This window comes from Streptomyces sp. NPDC043952 (assembly GCF_056435325.1).
Genome location: NZ_JBWKES010000007.1, coordinates 106,619 through 120,398, shown reverse-complemented (window position 1 = coordinate 120,398; position 13,780 = coordinate 106,619). Strand labels below are relative to the sequence as shown.

The following is a 13,780-nucleotide window of genomic DNA, read 5'->3' as shown; positions in this document are numbered from 1 at the left end:
CCCGCGCCGCCGGGCGGCCTACCTGAACCGGAACGCCTTCAGCAGGCGCAGGCTCGTGGTCATCAGGCGGGCGTAGCCCTCCTCCGTCATGCCCAGCGAGGGCGCCATCGGCAGCAGCCGCTGCTGGGCGACCGTCTGGGCCTCGGTGTACTTGAGGATGCCCTCGGAGCCGTGGCGGCGGCCGAGCCCGGAGTCCTTCATGCCGCCCATCGGGGACTGGACGCTGCCGTAGGCGGGGGCGTAGCCCTCGTTGATGTTGACCGTGCCGGTGCGCAGCCGGGCGGCGACCTCGCGGCCGCGGCTCGAACTGGTCGTCCAGACGGAGGCGTTGAGGCCGTACGGCGTGGCGTTGGCGCGCTCGATCGCGTCGTCCAGGTCCGAGAAGCGGTAGACGGAGACGACCGGGCCGAAGGTCTCCTCCTCGCAGACCGCCATGGAGTGCTCGACGCCGTCGAGGATGGTGGGCTCGTAGAAGTAGGGGCCGATGTCGGGCCGGGCCACGCCGCCCGCGAGCACCTTGGCACCCTTGTCGACGGCCTCGCGCACATGCCTCTCGACGGTCTCCAGCTGGCGCTCGCCGACCAGGGAGCCCATCTCGGCGCCGTAGGCGAGGCAGTTGCCGAGCCGCATGGCCCTGGTGCGGGCGGCGAAACGCTCCAGGAAGGCATCGGCGATCGACTCGTGGACGTACAACCGCTCGATGGAGATGCAGAGTTGGCCGGCAGAGGAGAAGCAGGCGCGGACGGCACCGGCGGCGGCCTTCTCGATGTCGGCGTCGTCCAGCACCAGCATGGCGTTCTTGCCGCCGAGTTCGAGGGAGACGCCGATCAGCCGGGCGGCGGCGCCCTGGGCGACCTCGCGGCCGGTGCGGGTGGAGCCGGTGAAGGAGACATAGTCGGCGTGCTTGACCAACTCGGGCCCGACGACCGGGCCTTCGCCGATGACGACCTGGAAGACGCCCTCGGGCAGCCCGGCCTCGATCAGCAGATCGCGGGCCCACAGCGCGGTGAGGCAGGTCTCGGTGTCCGGCTTCATCACGACCGCGTTGCCCGCGACGAAGGCGGGCAGCGCGTCGCCGACGGACAGTTCCAGGGGGTAGTTCCAGGGCGCGATCTGTCCCACGACGCCGCGCGGGTGGCGCAGTTCGGTGACCTTCGTCAGGGTCGGCACGGCGCCGGTGTGCCGCTTCGGGCGCAGGTACGCGGGGGCCTTGCGGCCGTAGTGGCGGGCCGCGATGGCGACGGCCAGCACCTCCTCGTGCGCGTGCAGCCGGGCCTTGCCGGTCTCCAGCTGGATCAGGTCGAGGATCTCGGCCTGGCGTTCGAGGATCAGGTCGTGGAAGCGGAGCAGGACGGCGGCCCGCTGCCGTACCGGGGTGCGCTCCCAGACGGCCTGCGCGGCACGGGCCGCCCCGAAGGCGTCGAGTACGTCCGCGGGGGTGGACTCGGGCAGGTCGGCCAGCTTCTCGCCGGTGAACGGCGTGTGGTTGGCGGTCCGGCCGGAACCGGTGACGCCCTTGGTCAGCCGGGCCACCAGTTCCGGGGTGACCACGTCGGCGGCGGTGCGGGCACCCTCGGGGGAGGGCGCGAGGGGGTTGGTACCGGCGATGTCCGGGGCCTGCGTGTCCGTCATGAGGCGCAGGGTATGCCGCGGCGAACGCTTTGTGTACCCGTCGGTAACGGGGATTCACCGAGTACTCACACCGCGCCAGTGACCACTGGCACGAATGGCCTGATCAGCGGGTTGCCCGCTCGAACACCCGCCCGATCAGTCGCCCGCGGGTTTTTTCGCCAGGAGGAGGGTGAGGGCGGCGAAGGGGGTACGGCGGCGGGGTGCGGGGGCGGGGGCCGGCTGGGGGTCGGGGGCGGAGCTGAGGGTGGGGCTGGGGGCGGGGTCGGGGTCGGTGTCGGGGTGCGGCTCGGGGGTGGGCTGCGGGTCGGGGTACGGGTGCGGGTACGGCTGTGAGTGCGCGTCCGGTACGACGCCGGGGTGCCGCCCGTCTCGTACGTTCCGCGCGTGTACGTCTCGTACGTCTCCTGCCTCGGCCGGCTCCGCTGCGTCCGTCACCCCCAGGTACTCCCGCAGCTCCGCCGCCACCTGCTCCGCGCCCGGCCGGGCCTCGGGCCGCTCGGCGTGCAGCCGGTCCAGGAGGGAGGCGAGCGGGCCGGGGTCGGTGTCGCCGAGGGCGGTGCGCAGCAGGACGCCCAGGGACCACAGGTCGGAAGCGGGCCCCGCACCCGGACCGGCCGCGCGCTCGGGAGCGACGAAGGAGACGCCCTCGCCGAGCCGACTCCCGCCGCCTACGGCACCGCCTCCGCCACCGGGCCCATCTTCAGCCGACCCGTCTCCGCCGACCCCGGCCCCACTCCCGCCAGGCCCACCTTCGCCCGACCCGCCTCCGCCACCCCCGGCCCCACTACTCCCGCCAGGCCCACCTTCGCCCGACCCGCCACCGCCGACCCCGGCACCACCAGCCCCGGCACCACCGAACCCGCCACCACCGGCCCCGGCAGGCCCCTCTCCGCCCGGCCGTTCTTCACCGGCCTCGCCGACCCCGGCGCCGCCAACACCAGCCCCGACGCCACCGGCCCCAACACCAGTCCCGGCCCCAGCCCCACCGGCACCACCCGCACGACCCGCACGACCCACACCAGCACCAGCACCGGAACCGGCGCCGACACCACCCCCTCCCCCACCCCTCCCATCCCCGATCCCGAAGTCCGTCAGGATCACTCGGCCGGTGCCCGATTCCAGCAGTACGTTGGCCGGTTTGAGGTCGCGGTGGACGATGCCGACGGCGTGCGCGGCGCGCAGGGCGCCGAGGACGGCGAGACCGATGCGCGCGGCCTCGGCGGGCGGCAGGGGCCCCGGCGCAGCGCCTCGCCCAGGGACTCGCCCTCCACCAGTTCCCTCACGATCCACGGGATGCCCGCCTCGGTGACGACGTCGTACACCGTGACGGCGGACGGATGCCGCACCCGCGTGGCGGCGCGGGCCTCCCGGTACAGCCGGTGGGCGAGCCGCCGGCTCTCCTCGTCGACGGCCGGGTCGCCGGGCAGCGACGGCTCCTTGACGGCGACCCGGACCCGCCCCTCGCCCCGCTCGTCCTCGGCGCGCCAGACGGTTCCGGTGGGACCGGTGCCGAGACGGTCGGTCAGCCGGTAGCGCCCGCCGATCAGACGCGCGCCGGCCGGACCCGTACCGGTCGGAGGTTCGCCGAGCGGGTGTTCGCCGTCGTCAGCCATGCCCCATCAGTACCGCGCACACCGCGCCGCTGTCGAAGCGGACGGTCTAGACGGTCCACCGGCGCAGCCCGAACCCGCCGTTCTCCTCCCGCACTTCGACCACCCCGGTGCCCGCGAAGTGCGCCGGGATTACCAACGCGCTCTCGTGAGCCGCCTGTTGGAGCACCCGTCGCCTGCTCGACGCCGCGGCCGACGGGTCGAGGCAGAAGCAGCTGTTGCACTCGGGTCGCAGGATCTGTACCGGGCTGTGCAGCAAGTCCCCGACGAACACCGCGTGTTCGCCCCGCGAGGAGACCCGCAGCACGGACGATCCCGGTGTGTGTCCGGGCGCGGGCTCCAGCCGCAGGTGCCCGTCGATGTCGTACCCGTCCTCCCATACGACGGCCTGCCCGGCCCGGTGCACGGGTGCGATGCTGTCCTCGTACAGCAGCCGGTCGTCCACCCGCGCGCCGCCGCCGTAGCCGCCCTCGGGCCCGAAGTAGCGGTCGTCGGCGGCCGGGAGCAGATAGCGGGCGTGCGGGAAGGTGGGCACCCACTCCCCGTTCAGGTCCCGGGTGTTCCAGCCGACGTGATCGCCGTGGATGTGCGTGTTCACGACGACGTCGACCTCCGCCGGATCCACCCCGGCCCGTCGCAGCCGCCCCGGCAGATCGCCCGGCTGCCGGTGGAACAGCGGATTGCCCGGCCGCTCCCGGTCCCGGCCCACCCCGGTGTCCACGAGCACCGTCCGCCCGCCGCTGCGCACCACCCAGGTCTGCACCGCCAGCACCGCCATGTCCCGCTCCGGCTCCCAGTACCGGGGCGCCAGCTCTCCCGCGTGCTCCCGCCACACCTCCTCCCCCGCGTCCGGAACCAGCCGTCGCGCCGGCACGAGGGACTCCTGCCGCTCCACGATCCGCAGCACCTCGACATCGCCGACCGTGAATGCCCGTACGTCCTGTTCGTCCACCATGCCGCCGACTCTAGGAACCTCCGGTGAGCATCCCAATGCTTTCCTTGCTCATCCGGATACGCCGTCGTCTCATGGAGGCATGGACGTGGTGAGTGACGCGATCTCCGCGGTGCGGGTGGGCAGCCCCTCCTCGGAGCGGCTCCGGGTGAGCGGCGCGTGGGCGGTGCGGCTGCCGCCGTACGAGGGGGCGGGCTTCCATGTCGTCCTCGGCGGCATCTGCCGGCTGCTGCGGGACGGCGACGGGAGCGGGGACGGGGGCGGGGACGGGGATCCGGTGACGCTGGGGCCGGGGGACGTGGCGCTGCTGCCGCACGGCGCGGGGCACGCGCTGACGAGCACCGGGGACGGCGGCGAGGTCGAGCTGCTGTGCGGCAAGTACCGGCTCGACCGCAGTCGTACCCATCCGCTGATGGCGGAGCTGCCGCAGGTGGTGCGGCTGCCGCACCGGGTCGGGGAGCAGGCCGAACTGCGGTCCGCCGTGGACCTGTTGGCCCGTGAGCTGGAGGAGCAGCGGCCGGGCGGCTGTCTCGCGCTGCCGAGCCTGCTGGACCTGCTGCTGGTCTACATGGTGCGCGCCTGGATGAGCCGGGCGCGCACCGGGGCGTGGCCCGCGGTGCTGAACGACCCCGTGACGACGGCCGCGTTGCGGGCGCTGCACGCCGAACCGGCGGCGCCCTGGACGGCGGAGCGGCTGGCCGCCGAGGCGGGGGTCTCCCGCGCCACCCTCGCCCGCCGCTTCACCGCCCTGGTCGGCCGCTCGCCGATGGCGTACCTCACCTGGTGGCGGCTGACGCTGGCGGCGGCCCGGCTGCGCGAGTCCGACGCGCCGCTCGCGACGGTGGCGCGCGAGACGGGGTACGGCAGCCCGTACGCCCTCTCGCACGCCTTCAGCCGGGAGTTCGGGATCACACCGGGCCGCTACCGGGACCGCACGACGACCCCCTGACACCCGACCCCCGAACCCCCCACAGTGCGCGTTTCCGTACGGGAAGGTGGCCCGGTATCCGCGGCGGCCGGACGGCAGCCGGCGGAGTGCGGCTCAGGACGCCGAGAACGTGTCCAGCGCGACGTCGAAGTACTCCCGCGCCTCCCGCACCTTCCCCACCGGCGCCGACACCCACACGTCGTACAGCCGTCCGGACTCCTCCCAGCACAGGTCGTACGTGTGCCGTGGTCCCTCCGCCGCGCTGTAGCCGTTCCAGGTGAACTCCCAGAGCGCGGCCGGGTGTCCGGCGTGCGTGGTGCGGGTGACCCGGCCGTCGTGGTAACCGGGGTTCGACACCGATCCGTTGGCCGCCTGACCCTTCATCACGGCCTGCGGGCCGCCGGGTTGGGGGGCGGAGATCCTGACGCCGAGGCGGTACGTGCCCTCCGGCGACAGGTAGAACACCCGCTCCCCCTGCGGGCTGCGGGTGAAGTCGTCGGGCACGGCGAGCGAGAACCCGGCGGGGTCGCGGGCGGTGCGGTAGCCGGAGGGCGCGGTGCCAGGGACCGGGACCGGGGGCGGGGGCGGGGGCGGGGAGCCGGACCGGGACGGCGTCGGGGCCGGGGTCGTGGCCGAGGGCGAGGGCGAGGGCCCGGTGCTCGTACCGCTCGCGCCCCCGGTCGCCGGTGTCGTCGCGGTGCCCCCCGGACTCCCGCCGCCCCCGCCCTCGTTCCGGTTGATCAGCAGGGTCGCGGCCGAGCCGCCCGCCGCCGCGAGCGCCGCGATCAGCAGCGCCGCCAGCAGCACCGAGCGCGTCGAGGAGCGGCCGGGCGGCGCCTCCGCCGTGACCGCGCCCGCGCCCGCCGCCGGGCCGGACAGCGGCTCGGGCTCGCCCGGCAGGACGGGCGGCGGGGGCAGGGTCCGCGGTGGGCGTCCCACCGCGAGCCGGTGCCCGCGCGAGGTGCCCGCCGGCTCCGGTGGCGTCTCGGGGGTCCGCCCGGTCTCCAGGTAGACGCGCAGCATCCGCTCGGCCTGTGCCGCGCCGAGCCGCCGGTCCGGATCGCGCTCCAGCAGCCCCCGTACGACCGGCCCCAGCGGCTCGGCCTCGACGGGCGGCCGGATCTCGGCCGCGACCACGGCGTGCAGGATGCCGCCGAGCGAGTCGCGCCGGAACGGCGATTCGCCGCTGAGCACCGTGCACAGCAGCGCGCCCAGCGACCACAGGTCGGACTCCGGTCCGGTGCGCACCCCGGACATCCGCTCGGGCGCGGTGTACTCGGGCGAGCCGACGAAGGAGCCGGTCTCGGTGAGCGTGGTGGCGCCCGCGACCTGCGCGATGCCGAAGTCGGTGAGCACGACCCGCTCGGTGCCCGACTCGATCAGGACGTTCGCGGGCTTGATGTCCCGGTGCAGCACCCCGGCCTCGTGCGCGGTGTCCAGCGCGCTGAGCAGGGCGATCCCGATCCGCGCGGCCTCGGCCGGGGTCACCGGGCCGTGCCGGGCGATCCGGTCGGCGAGCGAGCAGCCGTCGATCAGCTCCATGACCAGGTACGGCCGTTCGTCCTGCTCCACCACGTCGTGCACCACGATGATGTGCGGGTGCCGCAGCTGCGCGACCGCGCGCGCCTCCCGGAACGTACGGTCGCGGCGGCGCCGTGCGTCGTCCTCCGGGAGCGCGTCGTCCGCGAGGATCTCCTTGACCGCGACGAGCCGGCCCAGCAGCTCGTCGCTCGCCCGCCATACGACGCCCATGCCGCCGCGCCCGATACGCGCCTGGAGGCGGTACCGGCCGGCGATCACCCGGAAGTCGGCGCCCTCGGTCCCCATGGGGCCCATCATGCCGCAACGGACCCATCCGCTCCGGGGCTCCGATCGGCCAAGCCGCGCCGTTCAGTGACTCGTTTTCGGCCGTTTCACTCGCAAAGAGCACCCGTTCGGCGCAGCGCGGTTCATCCCGTCTGCCCCGGCTGCTGCCAGCTCTGGAGCACCCACTTGAACTGCTTGCCGGTCTTCGGCCAGTCGGCGGCGGGTCCGGACATGTAGATGGCGTACTCGGTGCCCTCGCGCGAGAAGTACGTCTCCTCGATCGCGTGCCGCGGGCCCGCCACGTGCGGCGGGTCCTTCTTCAGCGCGTCCCAGGTGTACTCCCACAGCGAGCCGCTGCGGTCGCGGTAGATGTTCTGCCTGAGGGCCACCCGCTGGTAGCCGACCAGCCGTTGGAGCTGCTGTTCCAGGTCCTTCTGGTGTTCGTAGGCGTCGACGAAGTCCGGCGAGCGGTCGATGGAGATGCGGACGAAGTGCTTGCCGCCGTCGGGGGTGTAGTCGATCTGCTTCAGCGGGCCGTTGATGCCGTAGACCTGGCGCTTCCAGCCCTTGGGCAGGGAGATGCTGAAGCCCAGCGGGTCGTGGTGGGTCTCCCAGCTGGCGGGCACCGTGCCGGTGTCCTGGTCACCGGGGCTCGCCGAAGAGGCCGGGCCGGGGGTCGTACCGTGCGTCGCGGTGTCGTGCCGCGAGCTGTTCCACTCCTGGAAGCCCACCGCGGCACCGCCGCCGAGCACGGCCGCGACGGCGACGACGAGCGCGAGGGTGCGCAGCTTGCGCCGGGGGCGGACCGGCCGCCCGCCGCCGTGCCCGTCCGGCACGGGGCCCACGGCCGTGGGCCCGACGGCCGACGGACCGGCCGGATGCGGGCCGCCCGGCTGCGTGCCGGACACCGCCGGGCCCGCCGTGGACGAGACGTTCGGGGCGTGGCCGTTCAGGGCCTGGCCGTTCGTCGCCTGGCCGTTCGTCGCCTGACCCTGCGTGCCGTAGCCGCCGCCGTCCCCCGGACCGTGCAGGCCGGAGGTCTGGGTCGGCACGTACGCCTGCGCGGCGCTCGGCCGGCGGCCCTCCGCGGCCTCGGCGAGCATCTGCTCGGCCTCCTCCGCGCCCGGCCGCCGCTCCGGCTCCTTGCGCAGCAGCGCGGAGATGACCGGGCCGAGCGGCCCGGCGTTGCGCGGCTGTTCGGCCTCCTCCTCGACGACCGCCTGCATGGTGCTCAGCGGCGAGGTGCGGCGGAACGGCGAGCGCCCCTCCACCGCCGTGTACAGCGTCGCCCCGAGCGCCCACAGGTCGGAGGCGGGGCCGGGGTCGTGGCCGCGCACCCGCTCGGGCGCGAGGTAGTCGACCGAGCCGACGACCTCTCCGGTGCGGGTGATGGTGGAGTCGCCCTCGATCTGGGCGATGCCGAAGTCGGTGAGCAGCACCCGCCCGTCGCGGCCGAGGAGAACGTTGCCAGGCTTCACATCGCGGTGCAGCACACCGGCGGAGTGCGCGGCGCGCAGCGCGCGCAGCACCCACAGCCCGATCCGCGCGGCCTCCCGCGGCTCGATGCGCCCCTGCTCCTTGACCGCGTCGGCCAGCGAGTTGCCCTCGACCAGCTCCATCACGATCCACGGGCGGCCGTCGTGGTCGAGGACGTCGTGCACGGTGACGACCGCGGAGTGGTTGATGCGCGCCGCGGCCCGCGCCTCCGCACGGGTGCGGGCGAGCAGTACGGCCTGGTCGCTGTCGGAGACGTAGAGCGCGGCGGTCAACTCCTTGACCGCGACCGCCCGGTGCAGCACCTCGTCGTGGGCGCGCCACACCCGGCCCATGCCGCCGCTGCCGATGGATTCGGCAAGCCGGTAGCGGCCCGCTATGAGCAGGCCCTGCATCTGATTCACGTTGCCCCGCAATGCTTTTGTCAGGGGTCAGACTAAGGACCGGCCCGTTCGGGGGGAACAAGCGGGGTCCCAAGGAAACCGCACTGTGACGATGGTCATTTCCGCGTGAGAACGGGAACCGGCGCGCCGGGCCGGAGCCGTTGTGTACGCCGTGCTCAACCGGTGTAGCGGTACGTCGCGGTAGCTTCCTCGTACAACCGGGTCACCTCGTCCCGGTCGGCGTCCGGGCCGCGGACCTGGAGGATGTGGTAGCGCCCGTCGAGCAGGATCGCCATGTTGCGTACGAAAAGGTCGCGGCCCTGTCCGTCGGTCCAGGTGAACTGCCCCTCGGCCATGGTCCGTCCGCCCACCTCGATGGTGCGCAGCCCGGTGGCGGTGGCCCAGCTGGAGTCGCGGTACGGCTGGAGTTCGCGCTCCTTGTCCCGCTGATAGGCCATCGGATCGCCGCCGTACGCCGCCGAGCCGTCTCTTCCGGGTACGACCAGCAGTTCGAAGTCGCCGTGGGAGTAGACGATTTCACCGCTGCCGTTCTTCGGGGTGCGCGTCCAGCCCTTGGCGACGGCGATGTCGAAGCCCTCGGGATCCTTGCGCAGCGCGAAGCCGGCGGGGACGGAGGAGGTGCCGCCCGCCTGGGTGTCGGGGGCGGAGGGGCCCTGCCCGGAACCGGAGGGGGCGGGGCTCGCCGGGCCGGCCGAAGGGGTCGTACCGGCCCCGCCCTGCGCGTGGTGCGCGTGCTGTCTCGGCATGAACAGCATCGCGTACGCGACCGCGCCGGCCAGCAGCAGGAGGATCAGCACCAGCAGCAGCCGGCCGAGGCGGTGCGGCGAACTCCCCTGCTGCCGGTCCCGCTTGTGCCGGGCGTGCTCGGGCAGCCCGGCGCGCCGCCGCCGCACCAGCTCGCCCCGGCGCCGGACGATGGGCAGCCGCCGGGGGTCGGGCGGTACCGGCACCACATGGGTACCGGCCTCCGGCTCGGGCGCGGACCGCACCAGCGAGCGCAGCCAGCCGCCCAGTTCCTCGAAGTCCGGGCGCTCGGTGGGGTCCTGGCGCAGCAGGGACTCCACCACCGGGCGCAGCGGCCCGCACTCCTCGGCGTACGCGGGCGGCTCCGCGCACACCGACTGCACCAGTTCGGCGGTGGATTCCTCCGGGTAGGGCGCGTGTCCCTGCACGGCCCGGAACAGCAGCGCGCCCAGCGCCCACAGATCGGTGGCGGGTCCGACCGGCGCCGCGAGCTGCCAGTTCTCGTGCACGGGCCCGGCCTGTTCCGGCGCCCACCGCTCGGTCACCGGCCCCACCAGGGCCATCCGCGCCTGCCGCGCCCGCTCGGCGGCGAGCGCCCCGGCGGGCCGCCGCGCACCGGCACCGGGCCCCGCCTCGTCCCAGCGGGCCTGCGCCTGCGGCGGTACGGCGGCCATCGCGGCCGGGGTGTCGTGCCGCGCGGGTTCGAGACCGTGCGGACCGGGGGCCGGTGAGTCGTGTGCCCCCTGTGCCTCTTGTACCTGGTGGGCGGGCCGGCCGGGGTACGGCGCCGACCGCGCCGTACCCTCGCCTTCGCTCCCGCTCCGGTGGACCGCGCCGGCGCCCGTGTCGCCCTCCGTGGGCCGCCGGGCGCCGGGCAGCGCGGCGTGTTCGCCCCGCTGGGCCTCCTGCACCCGCGCGGCGGCTCGGGCCCCCGCCCGGTACGCCGCGATCGCCCCGGCCCGCGCGGCACGGATGTCGGCACCGCTCGCCGGCGCCCGCTGCCCCGCCGTACCGGACGCCTCGGGCCCGCCGGGCACCCCGTTCGCCCCCGGAACTCCGGGAGTTCCCGGAACCCCTGGGACTCCCGGCGCACCCGGCATCCCCGGTGCCGTCGGCCCGCCCGCCGCCCGTGCCTGAATGGCGGCCCGCCGTGCGGCCTCGGGGTCCACGGCGCCGGGGCCCACCGCGTCGGGCACAACGATGTCATCGCGCCGCCCGGCACCCGCCGCGGCCTCACCGGCGCTCCCCGCACCGGGCGCGAAGCCGACCGCCGCCGCGTCCTCCTCCGCCCCCGGCACCGGGTCGTACCCGCACAGCGCCTCCTCCGCGGCACCAGCGGCGAGGCCGGTCAGCATCACGCGGCCGTCGTCGCAGACGAGGACCGTGCGGGCGGTGACATTGCGGTGGACCCAGCCGTGGGCGTGCAGGACGCGCAGGGCCATGAGGACGTCGGAGGCGACCTCGGCGGCGCGGTAGGGCGTGAGGGGGCGCTCGGCGAGCAGCGCGGACAGCGGGCGGGCGGCGACCCACTCGCTGACGATCCACAGCGAGCCGCCCTCGGCGAAGACGTCGAAGACCTGGTCGAGACGCGGATGGTCGGGGATGCGGGCCGCCGCCTGCGCGACCTCCACGGCGCGCCGCACCGCGGGCTCGGCGGGCCGGCGTGTCGCGGCCCGCGCGGCCGGCACGGAACGCGGCGCGCGTCCGTGCGCGGTGAACCCCTCGGGCAGCCCGTCCGCGTCGAGCACCTCGGCCTCGACGACCTCGGGCAGCGGCACCTGACGGACCAGCACCTCCTGACCACTGTAGGTGTCGAAGGCACGGGTGACGGTCGGTTCGTACGCGTCGGACGGCGGCAGCGGCAGGCGGTAGCGGTCGGCCAGCACCCGGCCCGCGTACTCGTCCATTGCGCCTGCCCCTCCCCCGGCCGCCCGGTCTGGTCACATCCGTTCGTCTCGTGGCCCGTTTCGGGGCCGCATCCGGCTCCGTACGGTCCTCAACCATTCACGATACGTGCCGGAGGCAACCCGCACCGCGCGGTTGCCCGATTCCGGCGCGGGGAACCGCCGTGGAGTGCCTAGGACTTGGGCTTGAAGGACGCCGTCAGCGTCTGCCAGGTGTCCTTGCGCGGATCGCCGTCCCAGTCGGCGGCCTTGGCGGTGTACATCAGCGCGTACCCGAGGTGGCCGTTCACCACGAAGCCGCGGTCGATGGTGCGGTACTGGGTGCCGCCGTCGGCGTAGGTGAACTCCCAGTCGGCCGTGTTCCAGCCCCGGTAGTCCGCCTTCTCGATCCGGATCCGGTGGTACTGGGGGCGCACCATGTAGTGCTCCTGGTTCTTCCAGTCCGCCACTGGGTCGTCCTTGGGCGTGCCGGTCCAGGCCACCAGCAGCTTCTGCCCGCCGGGGCCGGTGTAACGGTCACCGGCCGATCCGTGTGACTGGTACGACCATCCCTTCGGCAGCCCGATCGAGTACCCCTGGCCGCCCTTGCGGGTGGAGACGGCCGGCGCGCTCCCGGCACCGGCCGGCGCGCTCGCGCTGACGTCCTTGCCGGTGGCGGCCCCGGACCCGGTGCCCGTGGCGGTCGGGGCCGAACTCCCGCCGTCCGTACGGGTTCCGCCGGTCGTGCCCTTGGTCCGCCCCGCCCCGGTGGACGCGCTCGCGGTGGCCGTGGTCCGGGCGACGCCCTTGTCGTCCTTGCCGCCGTCGCTGAGGGCGACGGCCAGCACGGTGCCGATCACCGCGAGGGCCACCACCACGGCCACGACCACCAGCGTGCGCTTGGGCACCACGTCCGTGAGCGAGGCCTTCGGCGCCGGCCGCGGCGGCAGGTCCAGATCCGGCGGGGGCATCACGGGCCAGCCCGAACCGGCCTTGACCGGACCGGCGTTGCCCGCCTTGGCTCCGGCGGGGTTCCCGGCGGAGGCCGGCCCGGCGGCCGTACCCGGCGCCTTGGCGGGGCCGCCGGAAGCCGCCGGCCCGCCGTTCTTCGGCCGCGCCGGGCCCGCCGCGGCACCGGTGGCGGCGCCCGATCCGGCCCCGGTCGCCCCCGCCGCCGCCTTGCGCACCGAACGCAGCGCGCCGCGCAGCTTCTCCGCGGCCTCCTCGCTCCGCTTGCCCTCGCCGTCGCCCGGCCGCCCCGGCAGCGGTACGACACGGGTGGCGTCCAGCGGCTCCGGCTCGCGCGCGTGGATGACCTTGTCGAGCAGGGCCCGCGCCCCGGCGTCGTCGAGCCGCTCGGCCGGGTCCTTGGTGAGCAGGCCGTAGATGACGTCCCGCAGCGGGCCCGCGTTCTTGGGCTCGTCCAGCTGCTCGGTCATCACCGCGGTGAGCGTGGCGATCGCCGAGCCCTTGTCGTACGGCGGCACGCCCTCGACCGCCGCGTACAGCAGCCCGCCGAGCGACCACAGGTCGGCCGCGGGTCCCGGCTTGTGGCCGCGGGCGCGCTCCGGGGAGATGTAGGAGGGGGCGCCGACGAGCATGCCGGTCGAGGTGATGGACGGGTCGCCCTCGACCTGTGCGATGCCGAAGTCGGTGAGGACGACGCGGCCGTCGTCGGCGATGAGCACGTTGGACGGCTTCACGTCCCGGTGCAGGATGCCCTGGCGGTGGGCGGAGCGCAGCACGTCGAGGACGGCGAGGCCCACCTCGGCGGCGCGCCGGGGTTCCAGCACGCCGTCCTCGCGGATGACCTCGGCGAGGGACTTGCCCTCCACCAGCTCCATGACGATCCAGGGCCGGTCGTCCTCGTCGACCACGTCGAAGACCGTCACCGCGCTGTTGTTGCGGATCCGGGCGATCGCCTTGGCCTCGCGCAGGGTGCGCGTGATCAGGCGCCGCTTCTCCTCCTCGTCGATGTTCGACGGGAACCGCAGCTCCTTGACGGCGACGGTACGGCCGAGGGTCTCGTCCTCGGCACGCCAGACCGTGCCCATGCCGCCGCGGCCCAGCACGTCTCCCAGCCGGTACCGCCCCGCGAGGAGACGCCGTCCGCTCTTGTCCTGCCGAGTCTCCTGACGAGATGTCCCCGCCCGCTCCGCCTCCGACATGCGTCCCCTCATGCAACCCGCCCTGACAGAGCCTCCATTGTCTCTCACCCGGCGAGTGCTCCACGCCCTGGGGCCCTCACCGGGGCCCGCCCCCGCCCACCGCGAACCTCCCCGAAGCCCCCCGTGCTTTTGGCGTCATGACGGCCCGTGAGACCCCGG

Annotated in this window: 9 protein-coding genes and 2 pseudogenes; 1 reads left to right on the top strand and 10 read right to left on the bottom strand. The window is 74.7% G+C overall.

Going from position 1 to position 13,780, the window contains the following annotated elements; genetic code table 11:
• Positions 1-18: 18 nt before the first annotated feature.
• From AC069R_RS10745 to AC069R_RS10720, 6 genes and pseudogenes are all read right to left on the bottom strand, one after another.
• Positions 19-1,632: a succinic semialdehyde dehydrogenase gene (locus AC069R_RS10745; RefSeq protein WP_478766277.1), complete on the bottom strand. Its 1,614-nt coding sequence runs from the start codon at positions 1,630-1,632 to the stop codon at positions 19-21.
• A 135-nt stretch (positions 1,633-1,767) separates the two neighbouring features.
• Positions 1,768-2,067, bottom strand: a complete 300-nt coding sequence (locus AC069R_RS10740) for a hypothetical protein (protein WP_478766569.1) — start codon at positions 2,065-2,067, stop codon at positions 1,768-1,770.
• Positions 2,068-2,300: 233 nt separating this feature from the next.
• A complete protein-coding gene (locus tag AC069R_RS10735) occupies positions 2,301-2,681 on the bottom strand; it encodes a hypothetical protein (RefSeq protein ID WP_478766567.1) in 381 nt (126 codons plus the stop codon).
• 88 nt (positions 2,682-2,769) lie between these two features.
• Positions 2,770-2,922: pseudogene (locus tag AC069R_RS10730) on the bottom strand (hypothetical protein); the annotation flags it as partial.
• 2 nt (positions 2,923-2,924) lie between these two features.
• Positions 2,925-3,245 (bottom strand): annotated as a pseudogene (locus AC069R_RS10725) (serine/threonine protein kinase); the annotation flags it as partial.
• Positions 3,246-3,291: 46 nt separating this feature from the next.
• Positions 3,292-4,197, bottom strand: a complete 906-nt coding sequence (locus AC069R_RS10720; protein WP_478766275.1) for an MBL fold metallo-hydrolase — start codon at positions 4,195-4,197, stop codon at positions 3,292-3,294.
• 79 nt (positions 4,198-4,276) lie between these two features.
• On the opposite strand from AC069R_RS10720, the gene AC069R_RS10715 reads away from it, so the two are divergent.
• Positions 4,277-5,143: an AraC family transcriptional regulator gene (locus AC069R_RS10715; protein ID WP_478766273.1), complete on the top strand. Its 867-nt coding sequence runs from the start codon at positions 4,277-4,279 to the stop codon at positions 5,141-5,143.
• A gap of 93 nt (positions 5,144-5,236) precedes the next feature.
• Here the strand turns inward: AC069R_RS10715 and AC069R_RS10710 are convergent, their stop codons facing one another.
• The 4 genes from AC069R_RS10710 to AC069R_RS10695 all read right to left on the bottom strand — a co-directional run bounded on the left by AC069R_RS10710 (position 5,237) and on the right by AC069R_RS10695 (position 13,621).
• Complete coding sequence (locus tag AC069R_RS10710) at positions 5,237-6,949, bottom strand: serine/threonine-protein kinase (RefSeq protein ID WP_478766271.1); 1,713 nt, start codon at positions 6,947-6,949, stop codon at positions 5,237-5,239.
• Between the two features lie 122 nt (positions 6,950-7,071).
• Complete coding sequence (locus tag AC069R_RS10705) at positions 7,072-8,817, bottom strand: serine/threonine-protein kinase (protein ID WP_478766269.1); 1,746 nt, start codon at positions 8,815-8,817, stop codon at positions 7,072-7,074.
• Positions 8,818-8,981: 164 nt separating this feature from the next.
• Complete coding sequence (locus tag AC069R_RS10700; protein WP_478766267.1) at positions 8,982-11,477, bottom strand: protein kinase; 2,496 nt, start codon at positions 11,475-11,477, stop codon at positions 8,982-8,984.
• 170 nt (positions 11,478-11,647) lie between these two features.
• Positions 11,648-13,621 (bottom strand): serine/threonine-protein kinase, encoded by a 1,974-nt coding sequence (locus AC069R_RS10695; RefSeq protein ID WP_478766266.1) that lies wholly within the window; start codon positions 13,619-13,621, stop codon positions 11,648-11,650.
• Positions 13,622-13,780 lie beyond the last annotated feature (159 nt).

Coding starts and splice junctions, on each gene's coding strand:
- AC069R_RS10710 (WP_478766271.1), bottom strand. CDS start 6,949: ATGGGGACCGAGGGCGCCGACTTCCGGGTGATCGCCGGCCGGTACCGC.
- AC069R_RS10700 (WP_478766267.1), bottom strand. CDS start 11,477: ATGGACGAGTACGCGGGCCGGGTGCTGGCCGACCGCTACCGCCTGCCG.
- AC069R_RS10745 (WP_478766277.1), bottom strand. CDS start 1,632: ATGACGGACACGCAGGCCCCGGACATCGCCGGTACCAACCCCCTCGCG.
- AC069R_RS10695 (WP_478766266.1), bottom strand. CDS start 13,621: ATGTCGGAGGCGGAGCGGGCGGGGACATCTCGTCAGGAGACTCGGCAG.
- AC069R_RS10715 (WP_478766273.1), top strand. CDS start 4,277: ATGGACGTGGTGAGTGACGCGATCTCCGCGGTGCGGGTGGGCAGCCCC.
- AC069R_RS10720 (WP_478766275.1), bottom strand. CDS start 4,197: ATGGTGGACGAACAGGACGTACGGGCATTCACGGTCGGCGATGTCGAG.
- AC069R_RS10705 (WP_478766269.1), bottom strand. CDS start 8,817: ATGCAGGGCCTGCTCATAGCGGGCCGCTACCGGCTTGCCGAATCCATC.